Source organism: Nocardioides sp. SYSU D00065 (genome assembly GCF_017916425.1).
In the GTDB taxonomy this organism is placed as follows: Bacteria; Actinomycetota; Actinomycetes; order Propionibacteriales; family Nocardioidaceae; genus Nocardioides.
Genome location: NZ_JAFMSX010000001.1, coordinates 1,281,472 through 1,308,245, shown reverse-complemented (window position 1 = coordinate 1,308,245; position 26,774 = coordinate 1,281,472). Strand labels below are relative to the sequence as shown.

The following is a 26,774-nucleotide window of genomic DNA, read 5'->3' as shown; positions in this document are numbered from 1 at the left end:
TCGCCTCGCCTGCCGGGTGCCCGCCGGGGCGCGCGGGACGTTCGCTAGCGTCCGTGGGATGACCGAGCCCGACGTGACCTCCCTGACCATCGCCGTCCTGGGCGGCACCGGACCACAGGGCCGTGGGCTGGCCCGCCGCTTCGCCGCCGCCGGGCTCGACGTCGTACTCGGCTCGCGGAGCGCCGAGCGCGCGGCCCAGACGGCGGCCGTCCTCGCCGGTGTGGGCCGGGTCCGCGGCGCCGACAACGCCGAGGCCGCGCGCGCGGGCGACATCGTGCTCGTCGTGGTGCCGTGGGACGGGCACGCCGAGCTGCTGGCCTCGCTGCGCGACGAGCTCGCCGGCAAGATCGTCGTCGACTGCGTCAACCCGCTCGGCTTCGACAAGCAGGGCGCCTTCGCGCTCCCCGTGGAGGAGGGCTCGGCCACCCAGCAGGCCGCCGCGATCCTGCCCGACTCGCGGGTCGTGGGCGCCTTCCACAACGTGAGCGCGGTGCTCCTCGAGGACCCGACGGTGGAGCGCGTGGACACCGACGTGCTGGTGCTGGGCGACGACCGCGAGGCGACCGACCTCGTCCAGGCGCTGGCCTCGGTGGTGCCGGGCATGCGCGGGATGTACGGCGGCCGGCTGCGCAACGCCCACCAGGTCGAGGCGCTGACCGCCAACCTGATCTCCATCAACCGGCGCTACAAAGCGCATGCGGGGGTGCGGGTCACCGACGTCTGAGCTTGTTCTTCGGCGGGGCCGCTGGGGGCGGTTGCATTCCCCGGCGAGCCGGGGAAACCCGAGCCTCACCCGCGAAGTTTCGGCCTGGAACCTCACGCTTGGGGGGTGAACCCCGGCCTCAGGCGACCGTACGCCCTCGCGACTCCAGGATTCGCCGGATGCGCCCAGCCAGGAGCTGAGGCGCTGCGAGCTGGTCCCAGGTGATGCGGATGCACACCCACCCCGTCAACTGGCAGATCAGCTCCTCGCGCGCCTTCTCGCGCATGAGGAACTGCTCGAGCGACTCCCCCGCGCGTCGATGCCGCTCGTACTTGATGCGGCCGTCGAACTCGAGGAAGACGCCGAGCTCGGGCCAGGCGAAGTCGACGCGCGCGACCTCGGCGCCCCGCTCGTCGCGCACGACGACCTGAGGCTCCGGCTTGGGAAGTCCCTGTGCGAAGAAGAAGTAGGCGGTGCGCGACTCGCCAGCCGACTCGTGTCGGGGATCCGCCAGGCGGAGCACCACAGTGGTGCGGAGGCTGCGGGGCCAGAACCTGGTGCGGTGGGCGAACTGACGGATGCCGCTCGGGGTCGTCAGGCCCGCGCTCAGCAGCCCGTCGACCGTGATCAGCGCCGACTCGACGGTCGACACGGTGGTCATCTCCACCGCGCAGCGCGTGGGAAGGGAGACGGGGACGCCGTTGACGACCGCGACGTGGTACGTCGGCATGGTGCCGGCGTCTGCACGCGGTCGCACTCCTTGCGCCCGGAGCGCCCGTCGGTGCGGGTGGTGTGCACCTTGGTGAGGTCGTGGCCCCACACCGGCGCCCCGTGCTCGATGGCGGACGAGACGTGCGTGAGCACCGTGGTGGGGTGTGCTCGCGCCAGGACCGCGCGGGCGAGGACGCGGTGGCGGTCGGCGGCGCCCAGCGAGTCCCACAGTGACTTGTCGCAGTAGCTCCCGTGCCTGACCCGGTGCAGCTCGCCCGCCTTGACGCGGGTCTGGATCTGCCGGTCGGTGTAGCCCGCGGCCAGGAGGTCCTTGCGGAGGACGACCACGCCGGTCAGGTCGAGCAGAACGTCTGATGCCATGCGACCAGCCGTGCCCGCCGGCGTACGCCGCCAATCCTGGACCTTGCAACCTGTGGACAACGCGTACGTCAACCGGCCGGGCGTAGCTGCCAGCGGCGGGGCCCTGGGTTCCGTACCCAAATTGGAGGCTCCAGGCCGAAGTTTCGGGGGTGAGGCTCCAGTTTCCCCGGCTAGCCGGGGAAAGCCACCGCCCCTGCAGCACGGCCGCGAAACCTCAGCGACCGCGGCGCGCCGTCAGGCGATCAGGCCCGAGTTGTCCTTGGCCAGCGACCGGGAGATCACCATCCGCTGGATCTGGTTGGTCCCCTCGAAGATCTGCATGACCTTGGCCTCGCGCATGTAGCGCTCGACGGGGAAGTCGCGGGTGTAGCCGTAGCCGCCGAGGACCTGCACGGCGTCGGTGGTGACCTTCATGGCGTTGTCGGTGGCGACGAGCTTGGCGACCGAGGCCTCGCGGGAGAAGGGCAGGCCGGCGTCGCGCAGGCGCGCGGCGTGGAGCACCGTGGCGCGGGCGGAGACGATCGCCGCCTCCATGTCGGCCAGCACGAAGGCCAGTCCCTGGTGGTCGATGATCCTGCTGCCGAACGTTTCCCGCTCGCGGGCGTAGGCGACGGCCGAGTCGAGCGCTCCCTGCGCGAGCCCGACGGCAACGGCGGCGATGCCGAGGCGGCCGGAGTCCAGGCCCGCCAGCGCGATGCGCAGGCCCTCGCCCTCGGCCCCGAGGCGGCGCGAGGCGTCAACGCGTACGCCGTCGAAGCGCATCGTGGCGGTCGCCGAGCCGGTGAGGCCCATCTTGCGCTCGGGCGGGTCGGCGGAGAGGCCCTCGGCGTCGGCGGGCACGAGGAAGCACGAGATGCCGTTGCGATCGTCGGAGGTGCGGGCCATGACCTTGTAGAAGTCGGCATGCCCGCCGTGGGTGGTCCACGCCTTGGCGCCGTTGAGCACGTAGGAGTCGCCGTCGCGCCGGGCGGTCGTACGCATCGCGGCGGGGTCGGAGCCCGCGTGCGGCTCGGAGAGGCAGTAGGCGCCGAGCAGGTCGCCGCCCAGCATGTCGGGCAGCCATGCGGCCTTCTGCTCCTCGGTGCCGAAGTGGGCCAGCCCAAAGCACGACAGCGCGTGCACGGAGACCCCGACGCCGACCGAGGACCACACGGCGCCGATCTCCTCGAGCACCTGGAGGTAGACCTCGTAGGGCTGGTCGCCGCCGCCGTGCTCCTCCGGGTAGGGCAGCGACAGCAGCCCGGCCTGGCCAAGCATCCGGAAGACGTCGCGCGGGAACGTCTCGGTGGCCTCCGCCTGCGCCGAGCGGGGCGCGAGCTCCTTGGTCGCGATCTCGCGCGTGAGAGCGAGCAGGTCGCGGGCCTCGTCGGTGGGCAGCTGGCGGCGAGCGGTCATGCGGCGCACGTTACCGCCGAGGCAGGACGCCGCGACCGCCCCAGGCCCCTCACCGGCCGACGGGTGCCTGCACCGCTCCCTCCTGCGTCAGGAGGTCGAGGGCGTCGGCCACGAGCCGGGCGGCGTCCGGGTGCTCGCCCCACAGCGCCTGCACCTGCGAGACCAGCTCGTCGGTGGTGCCCGGCGTCTCGAGGGCGAGCCAGAGGACGAGGCCGAGACCGGCCAGCACGTGGACCCGGTCGCCGACCATGAGCACCAGCTCCTCGTCGTACTCCACGGCGTCGAGCCACGGCGTGCGCGTCCAGGCCCGGTCGTGCGCCGCGACGTCCGACCGGCCGGGGTGGTGCAGGCGCGGCGGGGGCGGCTGGGCCTCCATGTCGAGGAGCTGGACGAGCTCCTCGACCCGCTCCTCGAACTCGCGGTAGTGCAGCGCCCACACTCCGCCGCACGCGTCGATGGTGTCGGCCAGCCGGCGGACCGGGTGCTCGAGCCGGACCAGGGAGGACGTCTGCGCGACCATCTCCCCGATCGCGTGGGCCGCGGTGAGGGGCACCAGTCCGGAGTCCTCCTCGCCGCGGTGGAGCACCACGATCCGGTGGAGGTACGCCGTCGCCGGCGGGTGGCGCAGTCCGAGGTCGTCGGGGGAGAGGGACTGCTTCACGAGCGGGTCGGCCGGATCGGTGATCACGGACAGGGGCTTGGGGTGGGGATGGACGGTGAGGGCGTCGTCGACGGAGGTGGTCTCGTCGGACAGGTAGCCCAGCCGCCGGGCCAGCAGCCGGACGGCGGTGGTCTTTCCGGCCCCGGACGCGCCGATCAGCGTGAGGGTCCGTCCCTCCTCGTCCGCGACCGCGCCGGCGTGCAGGTTGATGCGCTGCCCGGCGGTGGCCTCGAGGGCGGCGAGGGTCACCCGCGACGTGACGGCGTAGTCGTGGCTGACGTCGTCGTGGGAGTCGAACGGGCCGAGGTCGACGACCGCCTGCGGGGGCTGGTCGGTCAACGCCCGGCTCCACTGGCGGCGCAGCCGCTCGACGTCGCCGTCCGCGGCCCGGATGCCGATCGGCACCCCGAGGGCGCGCACCACGACGCCGGGTGCACCTCGGCCGCTCGTCACGGCGACCACTCTAGGCTGGCCGCGTGTCCGGGTCGGGCGAGCGCCGCATCCTCGTGGCGCTCGCGACGGCGTACGTGCTGGCGCTGGGCGTGCTGGTCACCGCGCCGTGGGGGTGGCAGCTGAACCGGCTGACCGTCCGCCTCTACGTGCTGTTCCGCTACGACTGGCCGATCGCGCCCGACTGGGCCTCGCCCGACCACTACGGCTTCGCGCTGAACGTCGTGCTGTTCGTGCCGCTGGGCGTGATCGCGGCGCTGCTGACCCGCTGGTCGTGGTGGCGGGTGGTGCTCGCCGCGGCGCTGGCGTCGACGGCGATCGAGGTCGTGCAGTGGCTGTTCCTGGACCGGGTCGGCGACGAGGCGGACGTCGCGGCCAACACCCTCGGCGCGGCGCTGGGCGCCGGGGCGGTCAGTCTTCTCGCACGACTCCGATCACGACGAGCTGGTCGACCAGGTCGGCGACGTCCGCGCTGATCTGGTCCGGGTCGGCGTCCGACATCGCCGCCGCGGCCGCGGTGACCTCCTCGAGGGTGCCGCCCTCGGCGAGCGCCAGCCACACCACGCATCCCGACCCCTCGAGCATGATCGGCATCCCGCGCGGGACTCGGGCCAGGTACGCCGTGGGCACGTCGCCGACGTCGAGGCCGTCCTCGCTGACCCACGCGACGTCGTCGGCGATCCGGTAGCGAGCGGTCACCGGCGCCGCACCCGACTGGCCAGCTCGTCGGTCGCGCGACGCACGCGCAGCCGCTGGCGCGCGCGCACCTCCTCGCGCGTGGGCGGGCGGCCGAGCTCCATGCGCAGGTGGTCGCGGTTGACGCGCAGCGCCGCGCCCAGCAGCTCGGCCCTCGCGCGGGCCGTCCCCGCGGCAGCCAGGCGGGCCCGCCACTCGTCGAGCCGGCTGCCGCCCTCGGTGAAGTAGCGCCACAGGCGGTACGTCGGGTGGTGGCGGTGCAGGTCGAGCTCGCCGATGCCCGCGGCGAGCGCGACCTCCGCGTCGAGCTCGCGGGCCAGTCGGCGTACGTCCTCCTGCTCGCCGGGGTCGGCGGCGGTCCACGCGTGGTCGACGTCGGTGGTGCCACCGGAGCGGGCAGCGTGCAGGACCAGGATGAGCCGCTGCGCGGTGCGGTCGGGAACGGGGCAGTCCCAGTGCGCGATCGGCACCTGCACCCGGGTGCGGGCGAACACGTCGAAGGCGACCTCCGCGTCGACCCCCACCCCCGGCCAGCTCGTGTGCACGTCGACCCAGCCCCAGTCGTCGTGCCACCAGTTGGCGGCGTGGGCGAACACCGAGCCGGTCGCGAAGTCGGTGCGCTGCTCGAAGCCGACCGACTCCAGCGCGGTCACCAGGCGCGGCAGGTGGCTGGGCCGCACCAGCACGTCGACGTCGCTGGACTGGCGCCCCTCGGCGCGCAGGCCGGGCAGGACCGCCGGTCCCTTGAGGTGCAGCAGGTCGATGCCGCGGTCCTCGGCGAGCTTCTGCACGACCGCGTGCGCGAGGTGGACGCGGGCGGCGACGGGTGCTGTGCGCGCGTCGGCCTCCTGGGTCATGCGGACATGGTGCCAGCCGTCCTCACGCGCATGTCGCTGATCGGCCCGGCCCGTCCGCTGCCACGCCCTAGACTCCCGGCATGACGTTCGGGGACTTCGTACGGCTGAGCCGCGCCTACGTCTGGGTGCTGGTTGGCTGCACGATCCTCGGGGCGCTGCTGATGGTCGCCAAGACCACCCGCGAGCCGGTGCTCTACTCGGCCACGTCGTCGGGCCTGGTCATCGTCGGCGAGGCCACGACCGCCGGCGAGGAGCAGGGCAACGCGCAGCTCGCCGAGGACAAGGCGAACCTCTACGCCTTCCTGGTCCCCAGCACGCCCGTGGCCGAGCAGGTGGTCGAGGACCTCGACCTCGACGTCCCGCCGAGCGCGATCGCCGGCCGGTTCTCGGCGTCCGTCGACGCCAGTGTCAACGGCCTCACCGTCTCGGCCATCGGCAGCACGCCCGAGGAGGCCCGCGACCTCGCCAACGCCGTCATCGACGCCGTGGTCGTGTACGCCCAGGAGGTGGAGACGGGCGAGGCGGACCCCAAGACGGCGCCACTGACCCGCATCGTCCCCGTCGAGCCGGCGGAGCTGCCCGGCGCGCCGTTCACCCCGGACTACCGCAGGGCCGCGATGAAGGGCGCGGCCGGCGGTCTCGCGCTGGCGTACGCCGTCCTCATCGCCCGCCGGCTCATCGACCGCCGGATCCGCTCCACCAAGCACGTCGAGGAGGCCACGGGAGCGGCGGTGCTGGGCATCATCCCCAAGGAGGAGGCGCTCGACCGCGCCCACCGCGGCGTGCGCGGCGACCTGGGGCGCGCGGCCGAGGCCTTCCGGCAGCTGCGCACCAACCTGCGCTTCGTCGACGTCGACAACGAGCCGCGACGCATCGTGGTCACCTCCGCCCTCGCGGGGGAGGGCAAGTCGACCGTGTCGGCCAACATCGCCCGGCTGGTGGCTCAGGCCGGCACGCCCGTGCTGCTCATCGACGCCGACCTGCGGCGTCCGATGATCGCCTCGACCTTCGACATCGACGGCACCGTCGGCCTCACCCAGGCGCTGGCCGGGGACGTCGAGGTCCGCGACGTCATCGTCGACTCCGGCATGACCAACCTGAGCGTGCTCCCGGCCGGCCGGATCCCGCCCAACCCCAGCGAGCTCCTCGGCTCGCTGCGGATGAAGCAGTTCATCGACGAGCTGTCCCAGGACCACCTGGTGATCCTCGACGCGCCTCCGCTGCTGCCGGTGACCGACGCCGGACTGCTCTCGGCGTTCTGCGACGGCGCGCTGCTCGTGCAGGCCGCCGGCAAGACGCAGATCGAGCAGAGCCAGCAGTGCCGGCGCATCCTCGACCAGGTCGGCAGCCGCCTGCTCGGCGTCGTGCTCAACAAGGCGCCGGTCAAGGGTGCCGCGGCCATCGCCTACGGCGGCGGCTACGGCAGCTACGGCGGCTACGGCGGCTACAAGGCCGAGCAGGACTCGCTCGACGCGTACTCCACCGCGGGCAAGGGTCGGCGCCGCAGGGCGGCCAGCGCCTGAGCAGGAGGCCGCGTCAGTAGGCCGCCTCAGTACGCCCCGCGGCTGGCCAGCACGGCCGTGACGGTCCGGGCCAGGATCAGCAGGTCCTGCACCATCGACCAGTTGTCGACGTAGTAGAGGTCGAGGCGGACCGTGTCCTCCCACGACAGGTCGGACCTGCCGGAGACCTGCCACAGCCCGGTCATGCCGGGCAGCACGTTGAGCCGGCGCAGCATGTCGTCCTCGTAGTGCTCGACCTCCGAGGGCAGCGGCGGACGCGGACCCACCAGGCTCATCTCGCCGCGGACGACGTTCCACAGCTGGGGCAGCTCGTCGAGGGAGAAGCGGCGGAGAAACCGTCCGGGCCTGGTCACGCGCGGGTCGTCGGTGCTCTTGAACAGCACGTGGTCGCGCGCCTCGACCTCCGCGAGGCGCTCCTCGGCGTCGACCGACATGGTGCGCAGCTTGAGGCAGCAGAACTCGACGCCGTCGCGGCCGACGCGGGTCTGGCGGAACAGGGCGGGTCCGCCGTCGTGGTGCCGGATCCAGAGCATCAGTGCGAGCAGGACGGGCCACGTCAGCGCCAGGACCGTGAGCGCGCCGATCACGTCGAAGGCGCGCTTGGCGTCGTTGCTGGCCAGCTGCGAGCGCGAGCGGCCCAGGTGCATGAGCGGCAGCCCGGCGACGGGGCGGATGCGGACGCGCTCGCTGGAGACGTCGGTGACGTTGGGCGCGACGATGATCTGCACGTCGGCATGGTCCTCGAGGTCCCAGGCGAGACGGCGCAGCTGGGTGGAGGAGTCCACCGCGCCGGCGGTGAAGAAGACGATGTCGGGCGACACCTCGTCGACGACCGCCCGGACCTCCTCGCTCAGCCCGAGCACCGGGACGCCGGCCGAGGTCACCTGCAGCCCGGCGTACTCCTTGGGCACGAGGCAGCCCATCACCTGGTAGCCCAGCCACGCCTCGCGCTCGAGGACGGTGTGGATCTCGCCGATGTAGCCCGGACTGCCGACCAGCAGCACCAACTCGTTGAAGTGCCCGGCTCGCCGCAGGCGCTGGATGACGCGCCGCGAGAACAGCCGCCCGACGAGCAGCAGCAGCACGCCGATGGGGAAGTACAGGACGAAGAAGCCGCGCGAGAGCGGGTACTGCATGAGGTAGGCCATCGTCGCGACCAGCGCGGCGGTGAAGAACGATCCGTTGACGACGAGCTTGAACTCCTCGGTGCCCGCACCGAAGACGTGACGCTCGTAGGTGCCGAAGAACGCCAGCATGATCAGCCAGGTGGCGACGAAGAAGACGCTGGCCAGGGCGGTGTTCTGCAGGACGTCGCCGGCGGTGTCGAAGATCGACAGCGTCAGCCGGAACCGGATCGCGAGCGCCGTGGCCACGACGAGCATGACGAGGTCGACGGCGCCGATGAGCCAGGGGAGCAGCCGGATTCCTTCGGGGCGCACGTCAGGCCACGTCCCCTTCCCCGAGCGCGATCGCGCGGATCCTGTCGATGAAGCGCGCCTCGCCGAACTGCTCGGCCCGCGCTCGCAGTCTGTCAGCGTCCCAGGCCTGGGCGTCGGACGCCGCGAGGGCGGCGGCGACGTCCTCGGGGGCCGGCCGGTCGAAGAAGAGCCCGGTCTCCCCCTCCAGGACGGTCTCGAGGAACCCGCCGCCACGCAGCGCGACGGCCGGCACGCCGAAGGCGGCCGCCTCGAGCGGAGCGAGCCCGAAGTCCTCGTGACTGGCAGCGACCAGCACCCCGGCGCCGGCGTACACCGCGCGCAGCTGGGCGTCGCTGAGCCCGCCCAGCAGGCGCACGTTGTCGGGCAGGGTCGCGCGCAGCCGCGCCTCCTCCGGCCCGCGGCCCACGACGACCAGGCGCCGCCCGCTGCCACGGACCGCCTCGATCACCACGTCGACGTTCTTGTAGGGGAGCAGGCGCGAGACGACCAGGGCGTAGCCGGACCAGCCCTCGAGCTCCGCCACGCTCTCGCGGGGCGCCGAGGCGTCCATCCCGTGCGGCGGCGGCAGCAGCTCGGCCTCGCGCCCGTACGTCTCGGCGATCCGGTGCTGCACGACGCGGCTGTTGGCGACGTAGACGTCGACGTCGCGCGCCCGCCGGCGGTCCCACCGCGTCAGGAGGGGGCGCATCGCGATCAGCGGCGGACCCAGCGGTGAGCGCCATGCGGATCCGCCGAGGTACTCGTCGGTCTGGTAGAGCCAGCGGGCGGGGTTGTGGCAGTAGACGACCGTGCGCCCGGACGTGTCGAACCCGTGCGCCCACCCGCTGCTGGAGGCGACGACCACGTCGGCCTCGACCCTCATCCGCGACGAGGTCGGAGCCAGCAGGGGCAGGGCCAGGCGGTGGTCGCGCCGCAGGGCGGCCACGCGGTTCAGCGGGGAGGTCCGCACGTCGGCGTCGCGGAACTCGGGGTAGGTGGCGTCGGGGTCGTAGAGGGTGGTGTGCACGGCAGCCTCGGGGAAGGCCTTCATCAGCGTGAGCACGACGCGCTCAGCGCCACCGCGCTGGGTGAGGTAGTCGTGCGCGATCGCCACGCGCGGCCGACCGGAGCGGGCGTTCATGTCACCCCCAGGTCCGCGAGGAGTCGGTGCACCCGTTGCCGGCCGGCCGAGGGTGAGTACTGCTCCTCCCAACGGAGCCGGGCCCGATCCGTCACGGCCTGCACCTGCGCGCGGGACGCCGCCAGCGCCCGCCCGATGACCGCGGCGAGGTCGTCGGCGTCACCGGCGCGGGCGATCCACGGATGGTGCGGGCCGGCGACCTCGGGCAGCGCGCCCGCGTCGGAGATCACGAAGGGGACGCCGGCGGCCATCGCCTCGGCGACGACGAGCCCGAAGGACTCCGCCACCCGGCTGGGGAACACCGCCAGGTCGACCTCGTCGAAGAACTCGTGCGGCTCGACCCGGCCCATCCGGCGCACGCGGTCGCCGAGGGCGTCCAGTGCCTGCGCCACGGGGACGCGCTGCTCCTGCGGCACCCAGCGGTCGTCGCCCGCGACGACCAGCTGCGCCTGGGCGAGCGGTGCGGACGTCAGGGCCCGGGCGAGGAGGTCGGTGCCCTTGTCGGTGGCGAGCCGGCCCAGGAACCCCACCCGATGCCCGGCGGCGGGCAGCGGCCCGCGCGTCACCTCACCCGTCCAGTTGGGGCACACCTCGGCCCCGGGGACCGAGCCGCTCAGGAAGGACGAGGGCGTGAGGACGCGGAGGCTGCCCCGCCGGGCGACGGCCAGCGCGGCGCGCTGGCCCCGCGAGCGCGGCAGCTGGTGGAGGTGCACGACGCGCCGCGGGCGGCCTGCGGTGGCGAGGGCCGGCACCAGGCCGTGGCACCACAGCAGACCCCGCCTCTCCCCACGGTCCCAGGCACGCAGTCGGCGCAGGTAGGCACCGCGGTCGTCGGCCCGGATCGCGACCACGTCGGCACCCACCGCGGACGCGGCGTCGAGCACGTCGGTGGGCGCGTCGGGGGCGACCACGGTGACCGGGCGGCCCAGCTCGACGAGGGCGGCGGCCGTGCGCACGAGCATCTGCTCGCCGCCGCCGAGATCGGGGTTGTTGGCTGCGAGGTGGACGCGCTCAGGCATCGGGCGGCCTCCTGTCGCCGGCTCGCAGCGCCTGGCCGAGCGCGAACCCGGTGGCGATCGCCATGGGGGTGTCGAGCAGCACCTCGCCGAGCGTCACCGCCATCACGGCGACCGCGATGATCGCGGCCTGGGCGCCCGCCGCCGCCAGGTCTCCTGCGCGGGCCTGGCGCGAGAGGCGGAGGAAGGCCACCACCAGCAGGCCGAGCACCAGCAGCAGGGCACCCCACCCGCCCTCCTGCCGGGTGGCCAGGTAGCTGTTGTGGAAGAAGAACTCGAGGTCACCGATGTTCACCGTGGCGGTGCCCGGGCCGTGGCCGTACCACGGCGCGGCGGCGAGCTCGACCCTCTCCTGCGCGATGATCCGGTCACGCAGCGCATCACTGCCGGAGCGGTCGGAGAACGGTCCGAAGGTCGTCAGGCCCGCGGGAATGTTGTCGACCAGCCAGACGAGGGCGCCAGCCATGGCCGCGCCCCCGACGACACCGAGCCGGCGTCCGAGCAGCACCCACACGACGGCGAAAGCCCCCGCGAGCAGGCCGGTGCGCGAGTAGGTCAGGACGAGTCCGGCGAGCATCGGCACGGCCACGGCCAGGCGCACCTTCCACCGGTCGTCGGCGAAGAAGATCGCCAGGATCCCGAGGACGGAGATGAAGAACGCCCCTGCGTTGGGATCGCCGAGATAGCCGGTGAGCCGGCCCTCGTAGGTGCTGCCGCCGATCCCCGCCGCCCCCAGCACGATCACCGCGGTGAGGCCCGTGGCGAGGCCCAGGCCGGCCGAGCGCAGCGACACGCGTCCGGTGCCCAGGGCCCAGACGAGGCCGGCGAGGATCGACACGTGGCCCACGCGCCGGGTCCAGTCGACCTCGTTGGTGAGCCCCGAGTAGAGGAGCAGGGCGAGCAGGCTGCCGAGGAGCAGCACGACGAGGCCGGGCAGTCGGGCGCCGCCGCGTGCCGGACGCAGGACGCAGAGTCCGACCAGCGCAGCCATGGTCAGCTCGTTGACGGGGAAGCCCGCGACCTCGACCGTGCGCAGCGGCAGGCTCGCCATGAGGGCGAAGTCGGTGATCCGGATTTCGCGGTCCGCCTCGTCGGCCCGCTGCACCGTCTTGTCCGGCAGGTCCCACGGCGAGTTCACACGGCTCACGTCCGCGCTCCCGCGGCCGCGTACGTCGCGCCGATCTCGGCGCACATCTCGGCCACGGTCGGCCACCGGTCGAGCTCCGGCCGCGCAGCGAGGTCGAGACCCTGACGGGCGAGCGCGCCGGCCACGGCGCCGGCGTCGTCCGCGCGCACGAGGGCCTCCGGGGGCAGCATCTCGGGGTTGCCGCCGACGTTGCTGGCGACCACTCCCAGGCCACGTGCGGCGGCGTCCAGGAGCGCGTAGGAGCAGTTCTCCCACACCGACAGCATCGCCAGCACATCGTGCGCGGCCATCGCCGGCCCGGGGTCGACGAAGCCGGGCAGGACGACCGCGTCGGCGAGGCCCAGCCGCTCGACCTGGGCGCGCAGCGCCGGCTCCTCCGGGCCGGTGCCGGCCAGCGTCAGCCTCGCCTGCGGGTGGGTGCGGTGGAGCTCGGCGAAGCCGTCGAGCAGGGCGGGCAGCCGCTTCTCCGGCGACAGCCGTGCCAGAGACAGGATCCGCAGCCCCGTGGTGGGCGTCGCGGCGGCGACCGGGTCGACACCGTTGGGGACCACCACGACCTCGCGTCGCGGGTGCCACTTCTCGACCATCGCCGCCGCGGTCGCGCGGCTCACCGCGATCGCGGCGTCGAAGCGGCGCAGCCGCACGGTGTGGGCGGCCGCCATCAGCCTCGCCTTGCCGCTCGTGCGGTGGTAGACGACGTCGTCGCGGGCGATGCCGTGCTCGGTCGTGACCAGGCGGGTGCCGCGGCCGACGGCCAGCGCCGCGACGATGTCCGCGTAGGACAGGTGACTGTGCACGAGCGCGGGGCGCTCGCGGCGTACGACGTCGCGCAGGGTGGCCACCGAGGCGCGCAGGCCGTGGTCGGGCCCGAAGGGTTCCTCGACCACCTCGGCGCCGAGCTCGCGCAACCGCTCGGGCAGGGCGCCGGGCGGGGCCAGGAACAGCAGCCGCCAGCCGGGGATGCCCGAGCGCGCCACGTCGAGGACGTGCCGCGCCACGCCGGCCAGGTCGCTGACGGGGACCACCCACAGCGCCAGGGGAGGTGTGGCTGGGGTCAGAACCATTGCTCCAACCGCTCGAGGGCGATCCAGAAGCCCTCGCCGTCGTTGACGTGCCCCTGCCAGATCTCGGGGATGAAGCTCACACCGGGTGACATCGCGTCGAGCTGCTGGGCGAGCACCGCCCAGTCGATCTCGCCGTCGCCCACCTGCACGCCCTCGCCGTCGACGCCGGTCGCGTCCACGAGGTGGAGGTGCTCGGTGTGCGGTGCCAGCAGGTCGGTCGCCTCCGCGAACGACATGCCGAGGTAGTTGGCCGACAGCTTGGAGTGCGAGACGTCGAAGCAGAGGCGGCGGCCGTGGCGCTCGGCGAACTCGGCGGTGTCGCGCGGGTCGACGAAGAGGTTGCAGTAGAGCTGTCCCCCCATGTACCAGGGGTAGGGCGGCAGGGTCTGCGCACACAGCCGGACCCCGGTGTCGTCGACGCGGGCCAGGCCGGCCGCCACCCGCTCGTACATCGCGGCGCGCTGCTCGGGACGTACGAACGCGTCGCTGGTGAAGCCGCCGAGGCTGGCGACGACGACCGGACCCTCGGCGTCGGCCCGGGCGTCGGCGCCACGGGTGAAGTGCTGCTGCATCTCCCGCGTGGTGTCGACCACGCGCTGGAGCTCGCGGATGGAGCGCTCCCAGTGCTCGTCGTCCTCCGAGGCGAGGTTGAGCAGGAAGTCACCCGCGAACAGGTCGGGGGAGTGCGTGGTGAAGCCCATCGGCAGGCCGCCGGGGTACTTCGCGAAGACCTCGGCGACGGGGAGGTCGAGGTCCTTGTAGGAGAAGTGGAACTCCAAGAAGTCGGGGGTCGTGTCCTTCGTCATGGCGTCGATGTCGTGGTAGCGCACGGCCAGGCCCCAAGGACGGCGGAAGGAGTACGCCCGCCCGCGCGGCGCCGCGTCGCCCAGGTCGGTGGCGTAGAAGAAGTCGCCGGGGTCGAGCGCGCGCGAGGTCGTCCGGCCGACGAGTCGGTCGAAGGCGTTGGGCTGCAGCCCGCGACCGGGGCTCTTGATGTCGATGTCGGCCTCGGTGAGCACCTCGCCGGCCTCGATGCGGCGCGCGGCGACGAGCGACTTGGCGAGGTTGACCCGGTTCATCATCTCCCCGGTCGACACCGCGCGAGGTGCCGAGGTGCCGAGGGCCTCCTCCACCTCCCGCACCCGCTGCACCATCTCGCGGTACTCGCCGGGCAGCAGGCTGACCTTGTGGTCGTTGCCCTCGAGGTCGCGGTCCACGGTGAAGTGCTTCTCGATGATCCGCGCGCCCAGCGCCACCGCGGCGAGCACGACGTGGAACCCGCGCTCGTGGCCGGAGTAGCCGACGGGTGCCCGGGTGAGCTCGGCGAGCCGCGTCAGGTAGGCCAGGTTGACGTCCTTGAACGGCGCCGGGTAGGTCGACTGGCAGTGCAGGAAGGCGTGGGCGACGCCGGTGCTCCGGACCAGGTCGACGGTCTCGCGGATCTCGCCCTCGGTGGACATGCCGGTCGAGATCACCATCGGCGTCCCGCTCGCGGCCATGTGCCGCAGCAGCGCGTGGTTGGTCATGTCGGCAGAGGCGACCTTGAGCGAGGGGATGCCGTAGTCGACGAGGCGGTCCACGCTCACCGGGTCCCACGCGGTGCACATGACGTCGATGCCGACGTCGCGGCAGTGGTCGAAGACCTCGAAGAGCCCGTCGGCGCCGAGGTCGTACTTCGCGAGCAGGTCGAGGGTGTACTGCGGGCCGAGGTCCTCCCCGCCCGAGCCGGACGACCCCTGGCGGTAGAGCGAGTCCATGTCGCGCAGCTGGAACTTCACGACGTCGGCGCCCGCCTCGACGGACAGGTCGACGAGCTGCTTGGCCAGCGACACCTCGCCCTGGTGGTTGATGCCGATCTCGGACACCATCAGCGCCGGCGCGTCGGAGGCGACCACGTGGCGGCCGATGCGGAGCTCGTCGGCGCGGTTGATCGCGATGGCGACGAGGTGCCCGCGCTCGTCCACGAGCGCCACGTGGTCGATGCCCGACCCGAAGGCGTGCGTGATCTCGGCGGGGCTGCTCCCGACGGGCAGGCTGCGCGGCGAGGTGTTCGCGGCCTCGAGCGCCGGCACGTCGACGGTGAGGCTGGCCGCGCTGCTGACCCAGCGGCGGAAGTCGCCGTCGGACAGCACGCCGTCGAGGTGGCCGTGGGCGTCGACGAGGAAGATCACGCGCGCCTTGTTGGCGGTGATCTTCTCCAGTGCCCGCAGGACCGGGTCGCCCGAGTAGACGACGTAGGGCGTGAGGTCACGCTCGATGATCAAGGCGGTGGCCTTCCGTCTGTTTACGTTCCACGACACCGTAGCCAGCCGCGGGTGGGTGCGTGGTCACCTCGGAGAAGGGGCGGTCAGCAAGCGCGCCGCGAGCGCGACGTCGAGCTCGGTGTCGATGTCGACGCCCTCGTCCTCGGCCATCACGAACAGCCCGATCCGGCCGCCGAGTCGGTTGTCGTGCTGCTCGTAGACGTCGGTGCGGGTGAGGTAGAGCGAGCCGGTCTCGCGATAGCGCCGGGTCTCGTCGGTGAGGTCCTGGCGCCGCGGGCGCGCCGCGACGTCGTACGCCGCGCGCGGCGGGTCGCCGGCCTGCCAGATGAACGGCGGCTGCTCGACGACGCCGACCATCGAGTCCACGCCAGTGTCCGCGAACTCCGCCAGCGCGCGGCCGAGCGTGTCGTCGTGGCGCACCGGGGAGGTCGCCTGGAGCAGCATCACCGCGTCGGGCCGGCCGCGCTCGGCGGTGACCTGCTCGATGGCATGGCGCACGACCGGCTCCGTCGGCGTGGTGTCCCGCGCGAGCTCGGCGGGCCGCAGCCACGGCACGCGCGCCCCGGCGGCCCGGGCGACGCCAGCGATCTCCTCGTCGTCGGTGGAGACCAGCACGTCGAGCTCCGGGACCGCCAGCGCCTGCTCGATCGTCCACACGATCAACGGCTTGCCGCCGACGTCGAGGAGGTTCTTGCGGGGCACGCCCTTGGAGCCGCCACGGGCGGGGATCACGCACAGCGTCATGACGCCGCCTCGGTCAGGACCTCGGCGATCCGGCGAGCCGGCTGGTGCGTCGGCCGGTCGGGCGCGGGCGTGGGCGGGGTCCCGAGGCGGTGCATGGCATAACGCTCCCAGAACTCGCCCAGCCACGCGGGTGGATGCGGGAAGTCGACCCACGCGTCGCGACCGCGTGCGGCGGCCTCGAGCACCCCGGTGGAGAACACGCTGACGATCGGCGCCTCGAGCTCGACGAGCGGCACTGCGCTGGTGTCGACGGTGATGCCGGCGCGGCGGTACGCCGCCAGCACCGCGCGCGAGGTCACGTCGCGCTCGGACGGGTGCGGGCGGTAGGCGGCGCCGTGGTCACGGCAGGTGACGAGGGCGGCGACGGCCAGCCGGGCGCGCGGGATCTCCGCGGCGTGCCCCTGCCCCAGGTAGGTCAGCGGTGCGGCAGAGCCACTGCTCGACGGCGACGCCCCCGCTGTGGCCGCCGCCCACAGCAGCTGGCTGCCGGTCACCGTCACCTCGACGTCCTGGCGTCCGTGCGTCCAGAACGCTCCGTCCGCCCCGGTCCACGCGAGCAGGTGGGCCGCCCGCGGCAGGGGTGGCGCGAAGGGCGTCAGCGCGCCGTGCTGGGCCACGAGGAACGGCGCACCGCGGTCCTCGGCCAGCGCGAAGGCGGCGGCCCCGATCGCGGTGTAGTGACCGGCCGCCAGCACCGCGTGCGGCGCGGTCGCCCAGGGCAGCTGGTCGACCGTGAGCGTGCGCCGGCCGTGACCGGCGTACGCGTGGGGCGGCTGCCAGCCGTGCGGAGCCACGACGGCGGTGCGGCCCGGCTCCAGGTGATCGAGGGCTGCGACGACGGCGTGGTGGACGCTGCTGTGCGTCGCCTCGACAGCGACCAGGAGGTCGGCGTCGTCGCCGGGACTCAGCAGGTCGAGCACCTCCTCCGCCGGCGGTCGCAACCGGGCGCGAGCAGCTCGGGCGGCGCCACGGACCGGGTGCCGCGACTCGTGCCAGCGGCGCCAGGCGACGAGGTCGGCGGGGTGCCTCAGACCGTGTCCCACGCGTCCTCCAGCACGGCCACCCGGTGGTCGAAGGTGTGCTCGGCCAGCGTCCGGGCCCTGGCGGCTCGCCGCAGCGGACCCGTCCACGACGAATCGGTGAGCGCACGCCGGCACAGCTCGGCCAGCTCGTCGGGGTCGGACCAGGTGGCCACCTCCGTGCCGGGCTCGTAGAGGCTGTCGACGTCGGCGCGGTCGATGACCTGCACGCCGCCGACCCCGGCCGCCTCGAACGTGCGCATGGTGAAGCCGTCCTGGTCGCCGTGCAGGTTGAGGGTGGCCGCTGAGGCCGCCATCACGTCGTACGCCGCCGCGCGGGGGAGGTCGCGCTCGGCCGGGACGGGTGGTGTGGCGACCCGCCAGGTCCGGATGCGGTCCACCGGGTGCCCGGACCAGTCGCGGCCGTAGGCTCGGACCGGCACCGCGCGCTCCTGCAGGCCGGTGAGGACCTGCTCGCGCGCCGGGTAGCGCGCGCCGATGAAGGAGACCGTGGCGGTGCGGGCCTGTGTCGGGGAGGGCAGGAGCCGGTGGTCGTAGGCGAGGGGAAGGTGCCGCGACCCCAGGCCGGCGCTGGTGAAGGCGGCGTGGTCGTGGGCCGAGTACGTCGCCAGCGGGCCGGCGGCGGCGAGCCGGTCGGTGGTCCAGCGCGTGCGCCGGACCTCGTCGTAGAGCCAGGTGACCCGGGGGATGCCGGCGAGCGCCTCCCAGAACCGGAGGCCGAGCGTGTCCCCCTTGATCACGACGACCGCCTGCGGTCGGGCCCGCTCCACCACGGTCGCCGCGGCGGTCGTCTCCTCCCGGGCCAGCCGTCGCAGCGAGCCGGCGCCGATACGGCGAGGCAGCTGGTGGCGGACCTGGTGCCACGTGCGACCGACGACGCCGCCGTGGTCGTCGTACACGTGGGTCGACACGACGTGCCCGCGGGCGACGAGGGCGGCCGAGACGGCGCGGTGGTAGCCGTGGAAGCCCGGGCTCACCAGCAGCACCCTCATCAGGTCAGGTCCGAGTTGAACGTGCGGGGATCCCGACGACGGTGTCGCCGGCCGCGACGTCGCGGGTGACGACGGCGTTCGCGCCGATCGATGCGCCGTCCCCGATGGTCACCCCGCCGAGCACGATCGCGCCCTGTCCGATGAACACGGAGTCGCCGATGGTGACGGGTCCGGTGGCTCCAGTGAGGTGCCGGTCGACCCGATCGTGGTCGCCCGACGTGATCAGGCTGCCGAAGCCCATCAGGCAGTCGTCGCCGAGGGTCACCGGGTCCGTCGAGCTGATGGCCACACACCGGGCGAAGTTGGCGCGGTCCCCGATCGTGATCCGGCTGTCGTCGTTCTCGCACTGCAGCCAGACGTCCTCGAAGATCGCCCCGCCGGAGCCGATGAAGATCTGTTGCGGGCGCCGCAGGGCGTGGGGCCTGACGATGACCGTCCCATCGCCGAAGGCGCCGAACGTCCGCTTGTAGAGCAGACGCGACATAAGGCTGCTCCGGTGCCAGCGGAGCGAGGGCGGTGCTTCCACCAGGCGTCGTAGCACGGTCACGAGAGCCACCTTAGTGACCCGCCCGTTCGTGCGGGCCCGATCGCGAGCGTGCACACCGCGGGCCGGGGGGCGGCCCTCGACCGCGAGGAGGAGCGGCCCGCGAGACTAGGCTCGGCCGGACCGGCCGGACCCGGGAGGGGCTCGTGGAGGACCTGACGCAGCAGGGCGTGTACCTGGACGACCCTCGGGAGGAGTTCGCCGACTTCGTGCCGCCGGATGCCCGCAGGGCCGCTGACGTCGGCTGCGGCAAGGGCGGCTTCGGCCGGACGCTCCGCGAGCGGCTCGGGCCCGAGGCCTGGATCGTCGGCATCGAGTCGGTGGCCGAGCAGGCACGCGTCGCCGCTCGGGGCCACGGCTTCGACGAGGTGGTCGAGGGCTTCTACCCGGAGTCGGTGCCACCATCGTGGACCGACCTGGACCTCGTGTGCTTCATGGACGTGCTGGAGCACGTCTACGACCCCTGGGCCCTCCTCTACGCGTGCCACGAGCACCTCGCCCAGGGTGGGCGCGTGCTCGCCTCGATCCCCAACATCCAGTACCTCCCCGTGCTCGTCGACCTCGCCCGGGGCCGCTGGGACTACGAGGACACCGGGACCCTCGACCGCACGCACGTCAGGTTCTTCACGCGCCGATCCATCGTCGAGATGTTCCACCGATGCGGCTACGAGGTCGAGCGCATCGAGGGCGTGAGCGATGTGCTGGGCCAGTTCCGTTACCGGTGGCTCCGGCCGATGGGCAGCATCATCGGTGATGCCCGGTACCTGCACATGGCGGTGGTCGCCCGGCGGGTCGAGCGTCCGACCAGCGCCGTCTCGTTGCTCGACCCGCCGGAGGTCGAGTCACGAGTGGTCGAGCAGATCGACGCCGTGGCCGACTCCAGCGGCGCGGAGCAGCGTCGCAGGGACAGTCCGATCTTCGCCCTGCGGCGACGAGGCAGGCATCTGGCGGCGATCGAGCTGAAGTTCCGGCTCGGGATCCCGACCGACCTCGCGTGCGACTACGGGACCTGGCGTCGCCGCCGTGGAGCGCCTGCGTCGCTGCTCGGATCCCAGCCGTCCCGGCAGGGCGGGATGACGCGCGGCTCGTCGAAGGGTCGGCTGGCCGTGGTGCTGCACGTCTACTACCCGGACCTCGTGCCCGAGCTCCTGGACCGCCTGCGAGTGGTCGACGTGCCCTACGACCTGTTCGTCACCAACGCGACCGGCACACCGCTCGACCTGCCGGGGACCGCCGCCGGGTCCACGCTGGTGCTGGACGTCGAGAACCGTGGTCGCGACATCTGGCCGTTCCTCCAGGTCGTCCAGTCAGGACTCCTGGACGGTTACGACGCGGTGCTCAAGCTGCACACGAAGAAGAGCCACCAAGGGGTCGCCACGGTGCTGAGCGCGACGACCGGCGACGGCTGGCGCGAGCAGCTCGTCGGGAGCCTGCTCGGCTCGCGCGCCGCCTTCCACGACGCCTACGGGTCAGTGACGCGGGGGCGAGGCGGTCTGGGCTGCCACGAGGGGAGCATCGCCGGCCCCGACGCGTGGGGCACCGATCGCCGGGCCGTCCGCCACCTGGCACGACGCATCCGCGTGCGATGCCCGGCGCGTGGGCTGAGGTTTCCGTCGGGGTCGATCTACATCATGCGGGGGAGCCTGGTCGAGGTGCTCAAGGGACTGCGGATGACGGCCGCGGACTTCCAGGACGAGGGGGACGGGTCCTACACCACGACCGCCCATGCCGTCGAGCGGCTCATGGGCTACGTGGCGCGGAGCCGGGGCCTCGACGTGGTCGGCCTGCAGCCGCCAGCGGAGGAACAGCGGGGTCGCTGAGCCCCGGACCTCACGGTGCCGGGCAACCCAGGCGCCGCGCCTCGACCAGCTTCCCCGCCTCGAACGCCGCCAACGCCAGCCAGCTCCGGCGGGCGTCGGCTGGCCCGCGCCAGGGGTACTGCCGCAGGAGCAGCAGCTCGTGGTGCAGGCGTCGCGGTGCCGACTTGGGCACCACCTCGGCGGGACGGAACCTCGCGTAGAGGGTCGCGGTGCCGCGGCCGGAGTTGTACTGCTGCCGCAGCACGCCGCGCAGGTCCGTGCGTATGCGGTAGTGGAGCAGGGCGTCGGGCAGGTAGGCGAAGCGATGACCGAGGTCCCACGCCCGCCACGCGAAGTCGATCTCCTCGGCACCGGCCGGGTACCCCTCGTCGAAGCCTCCGACCGCCTCCCACACCTCGCGTCGCAGTCCCAGGTTGCAGCCGATGCCGTACGTCCTGCCCTCCCACGTCTCGAACAGCCCGGTGGTCCGCGGCTCGATGGGCACCCAGGCCGCCGACCGCCCCGAGAGGAGGGTCGTCTCGACCGGGCCGCTCACGAGCGGGTGCTCGGCCAGGCCCCGCGCCATGACCGACACCCAGCTCGGCGAGGCGCGGTCGTCGGCGTCGCACACCAGGATCTTGTCGGTGGACGCGTGCTCGATCCCGACGTTGCGCGCCACGGAGACACCGCGACCGCGCGAGGCGTCGACCCGTCGCAGGAGGGGCAGCCGCTCCCGCCAGGGCGCGAGGCCGGCCTCCAGGTCGTCGGTCGATCCGTTGTCGGCGACGACGACCTCGAACGGCGGCGCGTCCTGCTGGGTGCTCAGCGCCTCGAGCTGCTGCCCGATCAGGTGCGCGGCGTTGTAGGTCGGGATCACGACCGAGCACACGGGCTTCGTCACGGCCACAGCCTAGGGACGCTCCTGCCCGCCCGCGCGCGACCCGGTTGCGTACACTCGGGCCGGTCCCGGTCCGTCACCGGACGCACGTCGGCCGAGGAGTGTGAGGGGGGTGCCTCCGTCGTTCTCCTCCCTTCGCCCGTGGCTGTCCGCCCAGCTGCGGCGAGGACGACGGACGGTCATCCTGACCCCGATGACGGCGCGCGTCGGCAACCTCCTCTACTTCTGGCTGCAGGCCCACCGCGCGCAGCAGGAGGGTCGGCAGCTCCGCGTCCGCGAGAGCGAGCACTTCGCCGACTGGGCCGCTGTCTGGCCGGCGGTGACCGACCTCAGCATCCCGAGGCTCTCGATCGGTCGCACCGACCGGCTGCTGCCGGTGCCGCCGACGCACTTCCAACAGTTCGGGACCGACTTCACGAGGGACGAGCTGCGCACGTTCGTGCGCCAGTGCCTGCTCACCGACGCCTTCACGCGGGTGCTGAGCGAGCCCGACCCGGCGAAGCTGACCGTGAACGTCCGTCGCGGCGACTACTACGACGACCCCGACCTGCGCGACCGCTACGGGTTCGACCTCGCGGCCTACCTGCGCGCCGCTGTCGAGTCGGTCGCAGGGTCGGGCGGGATCGAGCGCGTGGTCGTGGTGTCGGACGACCCCGCGTGGTGCGCGGTGGAGCTGGCGTGGCTGGCCGAGGTCGGACCCGTCGACGTCAGGCGCGGGACGCCGGTGCATCACCTGGCCACGCTGGCGTCCGCGAGCAACCTGGTCCTCAGCAACTCGACCTTCTCCTACTGGGGCGCCTACATCGCCGGCACCCGGTCAGCGACGACCCGCGTGCTCGCGCCGAGCTTCCACGTGCGCGACGTCGACGGCGGGGCTCCGTGGCAGCACGACCCCTCGTGGGAGGTCGTGGCAGCCGGCTGAGAGTCGGGGCCGCCGCCCGTCACCCCGCGGACGCGGGCGCGGGGGGCGCGAGGGAGCCGAGCTCGACGAGGCGGGCGAACTGCTCGTTCCGGGCGGCGACCTCGTCGAACGTGCCCACCGTCGCGACTCGCCCGTCGGCCATGAAGACGAGCTGGTCGCAGTGCCGCACCGTGGAGAGCCGGTGGGCGACGATGACGATCGTCATCGTGCCCTTGAGGCTCTCGATGGTCTCGGTCAGCCGGCGCTCGGTCTCGTTGTCCAGCGCGGAGGTCGCCTCGTCCAGCACCAGCACCGCGGGCCGCCGGTACAGGGCACGGGCGATGCCGATGCGCTGCCGTTGACCGCCCGAGAGGCGGACGCCACGCTCACCGATCTCGGCGTCGAGTCCCTGCGGCATCGACCTGACGAGGTCGTCGAGCTGCGCACGGTGCACAGCCTCGGCGAGCCGGCCCTCGTCGAGGTCCTCGTCGAAGGCGATGTTGGCGCGGAGCGTCTCGTCGAGGAGCGTCACGTCCTGCGGCACGACCGCGAGCTGGCGCTGCCAGTCGGGGAGGTTGTCGAAGATGCTGGTCCCGCCCGCCGTGATGGAGCCGTCCCTCGGCCGGTGCAGGCCCAGCAGGATGTCGATGAACGTCGACTTGCCCGCGCCGCTGGAGCCGACCAGGGCGACCGTGCGGCCGCTCGGGATGTCGAGGTCGACCCCGCGGAGGACGTCCTCGTCGGGCTGGTCGTCGTAGGCGAACGTCAGGCCGCGCACGGCGACGTCCCCGGAGGGGACGGTGGTGGTCACGCGCGCGGCCAGCTCGGCGTTGCGCGCGTCCTCGAGCATCCGGTTCTCCGACACCACGTGGGCGAGCGGGGCGCGCGCGAACCTGATGCCCGCGAGGGCGTTGATCAGACGCACGGCGCTGGGCAGGATGCGGGTTCCGGCCGCGACGAAGATCCCCAGCAGCGTGAGGCTGTCGCCGGACGTGTTGCCGGCGGCCGCGCCGACCGCCAGCAGGCCGACCCCGACGATGAAGACGATCTCGAGGAAGTACTTCGGGATCTCGGCGAGCAGCGTCGCCGTCGCGCTGGCACGTGCTCCTTCCTCGCTGGCGCTCGCAAAGGTCCGCACGAAGGGGTCCTGAGCGTGCCGGAGCTTGATCTCCTTGACCGCGGTCAGGGATTGCAGCGAGGACTTGGACACCGCCTTGGAGGCCTCCAGGTTGCGCTGGCTCGCTCGCAGGATCCGCGGCCTGATCCCGCGCTGGACGACGAGGCCGGCGATGCCGAAGTAGACGAGCGCGGCGGCCGTGGCGAGGGGCGAGATGAAGAACAACGAGGCGAAGACGAACGCGATGGTGAGCACCTCGGTGAGCAGCGCCAGCGCCGCGGAGAGCCCCCCGGTGTATCCCATGCCGACTGCCGCTCCGACGGTCCAGAGCTTGTCCGAGGTGTTCTTGGTCAGGTGCCAGGCGTACGGCCCCACCAGGTAGCCCTCGAGGAGCCGGGCCTGGATGGCGACCTGGTTGCGCGCCATGAAGGTGAGCTGCCACCGCCGGAACAGCAGCGCGAAGACGTCCTTGAGGACGAACGCGCCGACGATGATGAGCGCGAGCGCCGCGACCAGCGCTTCCTCCTCGGGATGGCCCAGCAGCCCGTTGACGGCACCGAGGGCGCCGGCGTCCGGGTCCTGGTCGGTGATGTACTGCATCATCGGGAGCATCGCGAGGACGCCCAGCACGTCCAGCAGGGACAGGACCACGGAGCCCCCGACGGAGAGCAGGAGCTTGCGACGCGTGTCGAGGTCCAGCAGCTCGCCGGTGCCCGGCGGGATCCCGATCAGCCGTGCAGCGCGACCGACCAGCGCGCTGTGGAGGCTCAGCACGGGGCCCCGTCCTCGCTGCACGACATGACCTCATCCTTCCATTCGCCGCCACCGGGGGTGGGGCAGTCGGCACGACCGCGCTGCGGGGGCCGGAAGTGCGGCGGTGCCAGGATGGGCCGCGTGATCCGCTTCATGGCGCCCGACCTGCCCACGCCGAGCGGCGGCATCAAGGTGATCTACCGCTACGTCGAGCACCTGTGCGCCCTCGGGTACGACGCCCGCGTGTGGCACGGGACGCCCGGGTTCGCGTACGACTCGTGGGGGTCGACGGCGCCCGTGGACACCGGTGTCGAGCTGGACTTCGCCGCCGGCGACGTCCTGGTGATGCCGGAGACCGGCGGCTCGAAGTGGAGCTTCCTGTCGCGGGGTCAGCCGGTGGTCATGCTGTGCCAGGGCATGGACTTCGTGTTCGCGAGCTCGGACTTCCTCGTGGACGAGCCCGGCGCGTACCCGGGCTGGCCGCAGGCCACGGCCGCCATCGCCGTGTCCGACGCCATCCACACCTTCCTCGAGCGCGCCTGCCACCCCGGCTTCCCGCTCCACAACGTGCCCGTGCAGATCGAGGACTGGTTCCGGCCGGCGGAGAAGGAACGCCGCATCGCCCTCATGCCGCGCCGCCGTCGCGAGGATCTGCTGGGCGCCGTGCAGCTCGTCCGCCGGTCCGGTCGCCTCGGGGACTGGCGGATCGTCCTCATCGACGGCATGACGCAGGAGGAGGTCGCCGAGGAGCTCGGGCGCGCGGCGATCTTCCTGTTCGGAGCCGAGCGCGAGGGCGTCGGCCTTCCCGGCGCCGAGGCCATGGCGTCCGGCTGCTACGTCGTCGGCTTCACCGGTGACGGCGCCAAGGAGTACATGCTCCCGGAGCACTCCTCGGTCATCGCCGACTCCGACGTAGTGGACATGTGCGACCGCACGCTCGAGGCGATGGACTGGTTCGACCGCGACCGGGCGCACTTCGACGCCCGCGCGGCGGCGGGGCGGGACTGGGTGCGGTCGCGACACAGTGCCGAGCTGGTGCGCCGACGCCTCGACGAGACCTTCCGCGCGATCACCGCGCCGGGCTCGCCGTCGCTGCTGTCCGAGGCGGTGACGCTCGCGCACTACCAGGCGCACGCTCCGGCGACGGATCCGTGGAACCGCGCGCGGGTCGGCGCCCGGCGACTGGCCCGTCGCCTGGTCGACGAGGTCAGGGAGCGGCGGTGAGCGTGCGCTGCTCCGGGTCGCGCAGCGTGGCGCGGCGCCGGGACCGCGCCAGCAGGTAGACGACGACGCCGGCCTCGGCGGCCAGTCGGATGACGATGGACGACCAGTACGTCTTGTCGACCCCGGACTCGGGAGTCGTGAACCCGCGGATGTAGAGCCAGGTGGCGACGTAGTGCCACGTCTCCGCGGCGGCGACGACCCCGATCAGCCATCGCTCGCGTGTGACCAGGAGCAGCCCGAGCACGACCCACAGCGAGTACTGGGGCGAGTACACCTTGCCCAGCACGAAGAAGATCAGCAGAAGCACCAGCGCGAGCTCGGCGAAGGTCGGGGCGACAACGCCGCGTCGGGTGAGGACGGCGAGGACCGCCCACGCGACGAGCATGCCCAGGGCCAGGACGAGGCTCAGCTGGTCGGCCGCGACGGGAAGGCCGATCATCCGCATCGCTATCCACAGGGACCCGAACGACGCCGGTCGGTCGGCGTTGGTGTCCCAGAACTCCGACCACGCCTCGGGGTTCGAGAGGTAGAGCGGCGCGTTCACGACCACGGTGGTGGCGAGGAAGGCGACCGTCATGGTGACGAGCGGACGCGCCGACCGCGCCCTCAGGGCCACGATCATGCCGGCCGCCAGCAGCACCAGCGGGAACAGCTTGGCCGCCGTGCCCAGCGCGACGAGTCCACCGAAGAGTGCGACGCGCCCGCGCTGCCACGCGAGGAGGGCCAGCGCGGTCGCCAGCAGTGCGATCGCGTCCCAGTTCACGGTGAGCGTGAGGACGAGGACGGGCGCGAGCATCGCCCAGGAGACGCGGTCGCCCAGGCGCCAGCCGGTTCGCAACGCCACCCACACGCAGCCGAGGGCCGAGGCCAGCAGCCCCGCGCACGTGACCAGGAAGAAGGTCCGTTCCTCGTCCGCCATGCCGGGCACGGCGTACAGCTCGGCGACGGACAGCCGCGCGCGGCGCGACAGCTCCGCCGACGGGGTCCCCGTGACCACGTGGGTGAGCTTGGCGCAGGCCTCGATGAAGAGGTTGATGAGCGGCGGGTACTCGAGGTTGCGGTAGCCCTGGGGCAGCTGTCCGAACCACCCGAAGTCCGCGGCCAGCCCGCGCCCGACGTAGAACAGCGGCACGTCGCTGTAGCACTGCGCGGTGGCCAGCACGTCGGTGTCCACGCGTCCGCGCAGGCAGGGCAGCTTCTGGACGGTCGAGGCCACCGTCAGCACCACGGTGGCCGCGAGCCAGACCCACGGAGCACCCGACCGGGCGTCCCGCCCGGGCTCGGTGGGCGCATACTCCAGTGGCATCACGCGAGGATAGTGAAGGATGGCTCGCG

At 72.9% G+C, this 26,774-nt stretch carries 25 protein-coding genes; 6 read left to right on the top strand and 19 right to left on the bottom strand.

All coding sequences use genetic code 11. From position 1 onward, the window contains the following. Window positions 1-58: 58 nt before the first annotated feature. A complete protein-coding gene (npdG, locus tag J3P41_RS06195) occupies window positions 59-724 on the top strand; it encodes an NADPH-dependent F420 reductase (RefSeq protein ID WP_246861467.1) in 666 nt (221 codons plus the stop codon). 118 nt (window positions 725-842) lie between these two features. Here the strand turns inward: npdG and J3P41_RS06190 are convergent, their stop codons facing one another. The 4 genes from J3P41_RS06190 to J3P41_RS06175 form a co-directional block, all read right to left on the bottom strand. Beyond that, window positions 843-1,433 (bottom strand): hypothetical protein, encoded by a 591-nt coding sequence (locus J3P41_RS06190; RefSeq protein ID WP_210649312.1) that lies wholly within the window; start codon window positions 1,431-1,433, stop codon window positions 843-845. Beyond that, window positions 1,361-1,795, bottom strand: a complete 435-nt coding sequence (locus J3P41_RS06185; RefSeq protein ID WP_210649311.1) for a type IV toxin-antitoxin system AbiEi family antitoxin domain-containing protein — start codon at window positions 1,793-1,795, stop codon at window positions 1,361-1,363. Before J3P41_RS06185 ends, J3P41_RS06190 begins: the two co-directional genes overlap by 73 nt. A 234-nt stretch (window positions 1,796-2,029) precedes the next feature. Next, a complete protein-coding gene (locus J3P41_RS06180) occupies window positions 2,030-3,190 on the bottom strand; it encodes an acyl-CoA dehydrogenase family protein (protein WP_210649310.1) in 1,161 nt (386 codons plus the stop codon). Between the two features lie 49 nt (window positions 3,191-3,239). After that, window positions 3,240-4,304, bottom strand: a complete 1,065-nt coding sequence (locus tag J3P41_RS06175; RefSeq protein WP_210649309.1) for a hypothetical protein — start codon at window positions 4,302-4,304, stop codon at window positions 3,240-3,242. A 23-nt stretch (window positions 4,305-4,327) separates the two neighbouring features. Here J3P41_RS06175 and J3P41_RS19200 point away from each other — a divergent pair, with 23 nt between their 5' ends. Then, complete coding sequence (locus tag J3P41_RS19200) at window positions 4,328-4,777, top strand: VanZ family protein (RefSeq protein WP_210649308.1); 450 nt, start codon at window positions 4,328-4,330, stop codon at window positions 4,775-4,777. Here J3P41_RS19200 and J3P41_RS19195 read toward each other — a convergent pair. Together J3P41_RS19195 and J3P41_RS06160 are read right to left on the bottom strand one after the other, a co-directional pair. Then, window positions 4,713-5,000: a PqqD family protein gene (locus J3P41_RS19195; RefSeq protein WP_210649307.1), complete on the bottom strand. Its 288-nt coding sequence runs from the start codon at window positions 4,998-5,000 to the stop codon at window positions 4,713-4,715. The two genes, J3P41_RS19200 and J3P41_RS19195, sit on opposite strands and share 65 nt — an antisense overlap. Continuing rightward, window positions 4,997-5,854: a nucleotidyltransferase family protein gene (locus J3P41_RS06160; RefSeq protein WP_210649306.1), complete on the bottom strand. Its 858-nt coding sequence runs from the start codon at window positions 5,852-5,854 to the stop codon at window positions 4,997-4,999. The genes J3P41_RS19195 and J3P41_RS06160 overlap by 4 nt, the downstream gene beginning before the upstream one ends. A gap of 80 nt (window positions 5,855-5,934) precedes the next feature. On the opposite strand from J3P41_RS06160, the gene J3P41_RS06155 reads away from it, so the two are divergent. Further along, window positions 5,935-7,377 carry a polysaccharide biosynthesis tyrosine autokinase gene (locus tag J3P41_RS06155; protein WP_210649305.1) on the top strand — a complete coding sequence of 481 codons (1,443 nt, stop codon included), beginning with the start codon at window positions 5,935-5,937 and terminating at the stop codon, window positions 7,375-7,377. A 26-nt stretch (window positions 7,378-7,403) separates the two neighbouring features. Here J3P41_RS06155 and J3P41_RS06150 read toward each other — a convergent pair whose 3' ends face one another. The 10 genes from J3P41_RS06150 to J3P41_RS18890 form a co-directional block, all read right to left on the bottom strand. Then, window positions 7,404-8,816 (bottom strand): sugar transferase, encoded by a 1,413-nt coding sequence (locus J3P41_RS06150; protein WP_210649304.1) that lies wholly within the window; start codon window positions 8,814-8,816, stop codon window positions 7,404-7,406. Between the two features lies 1 nt (window position 8,817). Beyond that, complete coding sequence (locus J3P41_RS06145) at window positions 8,818-9,936, bottom strand: glycosyltransferase (protein ID WP_210649303.1); 1,119 nt, start codon at window positions 9,934-9,936, stop codon at window positions 8,818-8,820. Further along, window positions 9,933-10,955: a glycosyltransferase family 4 protein gene (locus J3P41_RS06140; RefSeq protein WP_210649302.1), complete on the bottom strand. Its 1,023-nt coding sequence runs from the start codon at window positions 10,953-10,955 to the stop codon at window positions 9,933-9,935. The genes J3P41_RS06145 and J3P41_RS06140 overlap by 4 nt, the downstream gene beginning before the upstream one ends. Further along, complete coding sequence (locus J3P41_RS06135; protein ID WP_210649301.1) at window positions 10,948-12,099, bottom strand: O-antigen ligase family protein; 1,152 nt, start codon at window positions 12,097-12,099, stop codon at window positions 10,948-10,950. The genes J3P41_RS06140 and J3P41_RS06135 overlap by 8 nt, the downstream gene beginning before the upstream one ends. Continuing rightward, window positions 12,096-13,163, bottom strand: coding sequence for a glycosyltransferase (locus J3P41_RS06130; RefSeq protein ID WP_210649300.1), 1,068 nt, complete (start codon window positions 13,161-13,163; stop codon window positions 12,096-12,098). Before J3P41_RS06130 ends, J3P41_RS06135 begins: the two co-directional genes overlap by 4 nt. Further along, on the bottom strand, window positions 13,154-15,427 hold the full coding sequence (locus tag J3P41_RS06125) for an N-acetylneuraminate synthase family protein (protein WP_210649299.1): 2,274 nt from the start codon (window positions 15,425-15,427) through the stop codon (window positions 13,154-13,156). Before J3P41_RS06125 ends, J3P41_RS06130 begins: the two co-directional genes overlap by 10 nt. Before the next feature lie 63 nt (window positions 15,428-15,490). Beyond that, window positions 15,491-16,171 carry an acylneuraminate cytidylyltransferase family protein gene (locus J3P41_RS06120; RefSeq protein WP_210649298.1) on the bottom strand — a complete coding sequence of 227 codons (681 nt, stop codon included), beginning with the start codon at window positions 16,169-16,171 and terminating at the stop codon, window positions 15,491-15,493. Next, the gene (locus tag J3P41_RS06115; RefSeq protein WP_210649297.1) at window positions 16,168-17,214 is read right to left on the bottom strand and encodes a hypothetical protein; all 1,047 of its coding nucleotides are present in this window, start codon (window positions 17,212-17,214) and stop codon (window positions 16,168-16,170) included. The genes J3P41_RS06120 and J3P41_RS06115 overlap by 4 nt, the downstream gene beginning before the upstream one ends. Then, complete coding sequence (locus J3P41_RS06110) at window positions 17,199-18,203, bottom strand: glycosyltransferase (protein WP_210649296.1); 1,005 nt, start codon at window positions 18,201-18,203, stop codon at window positions 17,199-17,201. Before J3P41_RS06110 ends, J3P41_RS06115 begins: the two co-directional genes overlap by 16 nt. Window positions 18,204-18,207: 4 nt before the next feature. Beyond that, entirely contained in the window at window positions 18,208-18,687 is a 480-nt protein-coding gene (locus tag J3P41_RS18890; RefSeq protein ID WP_210649295.1) for a DapH/DapD/GlmU-related protein, read from the bottom strand. A 206-nt stretch (window positions 18,688-18,893) separates the two neighbouring features. On the opposite strand from J3P41_RS18890, the gene J3P41_RS06100 reads away from it, so the two are divergent. Continuing rightward, complete coding sequence (locus J3P41_RS06100; protein WP_210649294.1) at window positions 18,894-20,567, top strand: rhamnan synthesis F family protein; 1,674 nt, start codon at window positions 18,894-18,896, stop codon at window positions 20,565-20,567. A gap of 10 nt (window positions 20,568-20,577) precedes the next feature. On the opposite strand, the gene J3P41_RS06095 is transcribed toward J3P41_RS06100, so the two are convergent. Continuing rightward, entirely contained in the window at window positions 20,578-21,447 is an 870-nt protein-coding gene (locus J3P41_RS06095) for a glycosyltransferase family 2 protein (RefSeq protein ID WP_210649293.1), read from the bottom strand. 190 nt (window positions 21,448-21,637) lie between these two features. On the opposite strand from J3P41_RS06095, the gene J3P41_RS06090 reads away from it, so the two are divergent. Beyond that, complete coding sequence (locus tag J3P41_RS06090) at window positions 21,638-22,366, top strand: alpha-1,2-fucosyltransferase (protein WP_210649292.1); 729 nt, start codon at window positions 21,638-21,640, stop codon at window positions 22,364-22,366. A gap of 19 nt (window positions 22,367-22,385) precedes the next feature. On the opposite strand, the gene J3P41_RS06085 is transcribed toward J3P41_RS06090, so the two are convergent. After that, window positions 22,386-24,236, bottom strand: coding sequence for an ABC transporter ATP-binding protein (locus J3P41_RS06085; protein ID WP_210649291.1), 1,851 nt, complete (start codon window positions 24,234-24,236; stop codon window positions 22,386-22,388). Window positions 24,237-24,356: 120 nt separating this feature from the next. Between J3P41_RS06085 and J3P41_RS06080 the strand changes: the two genes are divergently transcribed. Further along, a complete protein-coding gene (locus tag J3P41_RS06080) occupies window positions 24,357-25,439 on the top strand; it encodes a glycosyltransferase (protein WP_210649290.1) in 1,083 nt (360 codons plus the stop codon). On the opposite strand, the gene J3P41_RS06075 is transcribed toward J3P41_RS06080, so the two are convergent. Beyond that, on the bottom strand, window positions 25,423-26,745 hold the full coding sequence (locus tag J3P41_RS06075; RefSeq protein ID WP_210649289.1) for a glycosyltransferase 87 family protein: 1,323 nt from the start codon (window positions 26,743-26,745) through the stop codon (window positions 25,423-25,425). The genes J3P41_RS06080 and J3P41_RS06075 overlap by 17 nt on opposite strands. Between the last annotated feature and the right edge of the window lie 29 nt (window positions 26,746-26,774).

Bases quoted from the DNA above. Each gene is read 5' to 3' on its own strand.
- J3P41_RS06180 (WP_210649310.1), bottom strand. From the start codon at position 3,190: ATGACCGCTCGCCGCCAGCTGCCCACCGACGAGGCCCGCGACCTGCTC.
- J3P41_RS06190 (WP_210649312.1), bottom strand. From the start codon at position 1,433: ATGCCGACGTACCACGTCGCGGTCGTCAACGGCGTCCCCGTCTCCCTT.
- J3P41_RS06120 (WP_210649298.1), bottom strand. From the start codon at position 16,171: ATGACGCTGTGCGTGATCCCCGCCCGTGGCGGCTCCAAGGGCGTGCCC.
- J3P41_RS06110 (WP_210649296.1), bottom strand. From the start codon at position 18,203: ATGAGGGTGCTGCTGGTGAGCCCGGGCTTCCACGGCTACCACCGCGCC.
- J3P41_RS06160 (WP_210649306.1), bottom strand. From the start codon at position 5,854: ATGACCCAGGAGGCCGACGCGCGCACAGCACCCGTCGCCGCCCGCGTC.
- J3P41_RS06090 (WP_210649292.1), top strand. From the start codon at position 21,638: ATGACGGCGCGCGTCGGCAACCTCCTCTACTTCTGGCTGCAGGCCCAC.
- J3P41_RS18890 (WP_210649295.1), bottom strand. From the start codon at position 18,687: ATGTCGCGTCTGCTCTACAAGCGGACGTTCGGCGCCTTCGGCGATGGG.
- J3P41_RS06155 (WP_210649305.1), top strand. From the start codon at position 5,935: ATGACGTTCGGGGACTTCGTACGGCTGAGCCGCGCCTACGTCTGGGTG.
- J3P41_RS06140 (WP_210649302.1), bottom strand. From the start codon at position 10,955: ATGCCTGAGCGCGTCCACCTCGCAGCCAACAACCCCGATCTCGGCGGC.
- J3P41_RS06145 (WP_210649303.1), bottom strand. From the start codon at position 9,936: ATGAACGCCCGCTCCGGTCGGCCGCGCGTGGCGATCGCGCACGACTAC.
- J3P41_RS06075 (WP_210649289.1), bottom strand. From the start codon at position 26,745: ATGCCACTGGAGTATGCGCCCACCGAGCCCGGGCGGGACGCCCGGTCG.
- J3P41_RS06130 (WP_210649300.1), bottom strand. From the start codon at position 13,163: ATGGTTCTGACCCCAGCCACACCTCCCCTGGCGCTGTGGGTGGTCCCC.
- npdG (WP_246861467.1), top strand. From the start codon at position 59: ATGACCGAGCCCGACGTGACCTCCCTGACCATCGCCGTCCTGGGCGGC.
- J3P41_RS06185 (WP_210649311.1), bottom strand. From the start codon at position 1,795: ATGGCATCAGACGTTCTGCTCGACCTGACCGGCGTGGTCGTCCTCCGC.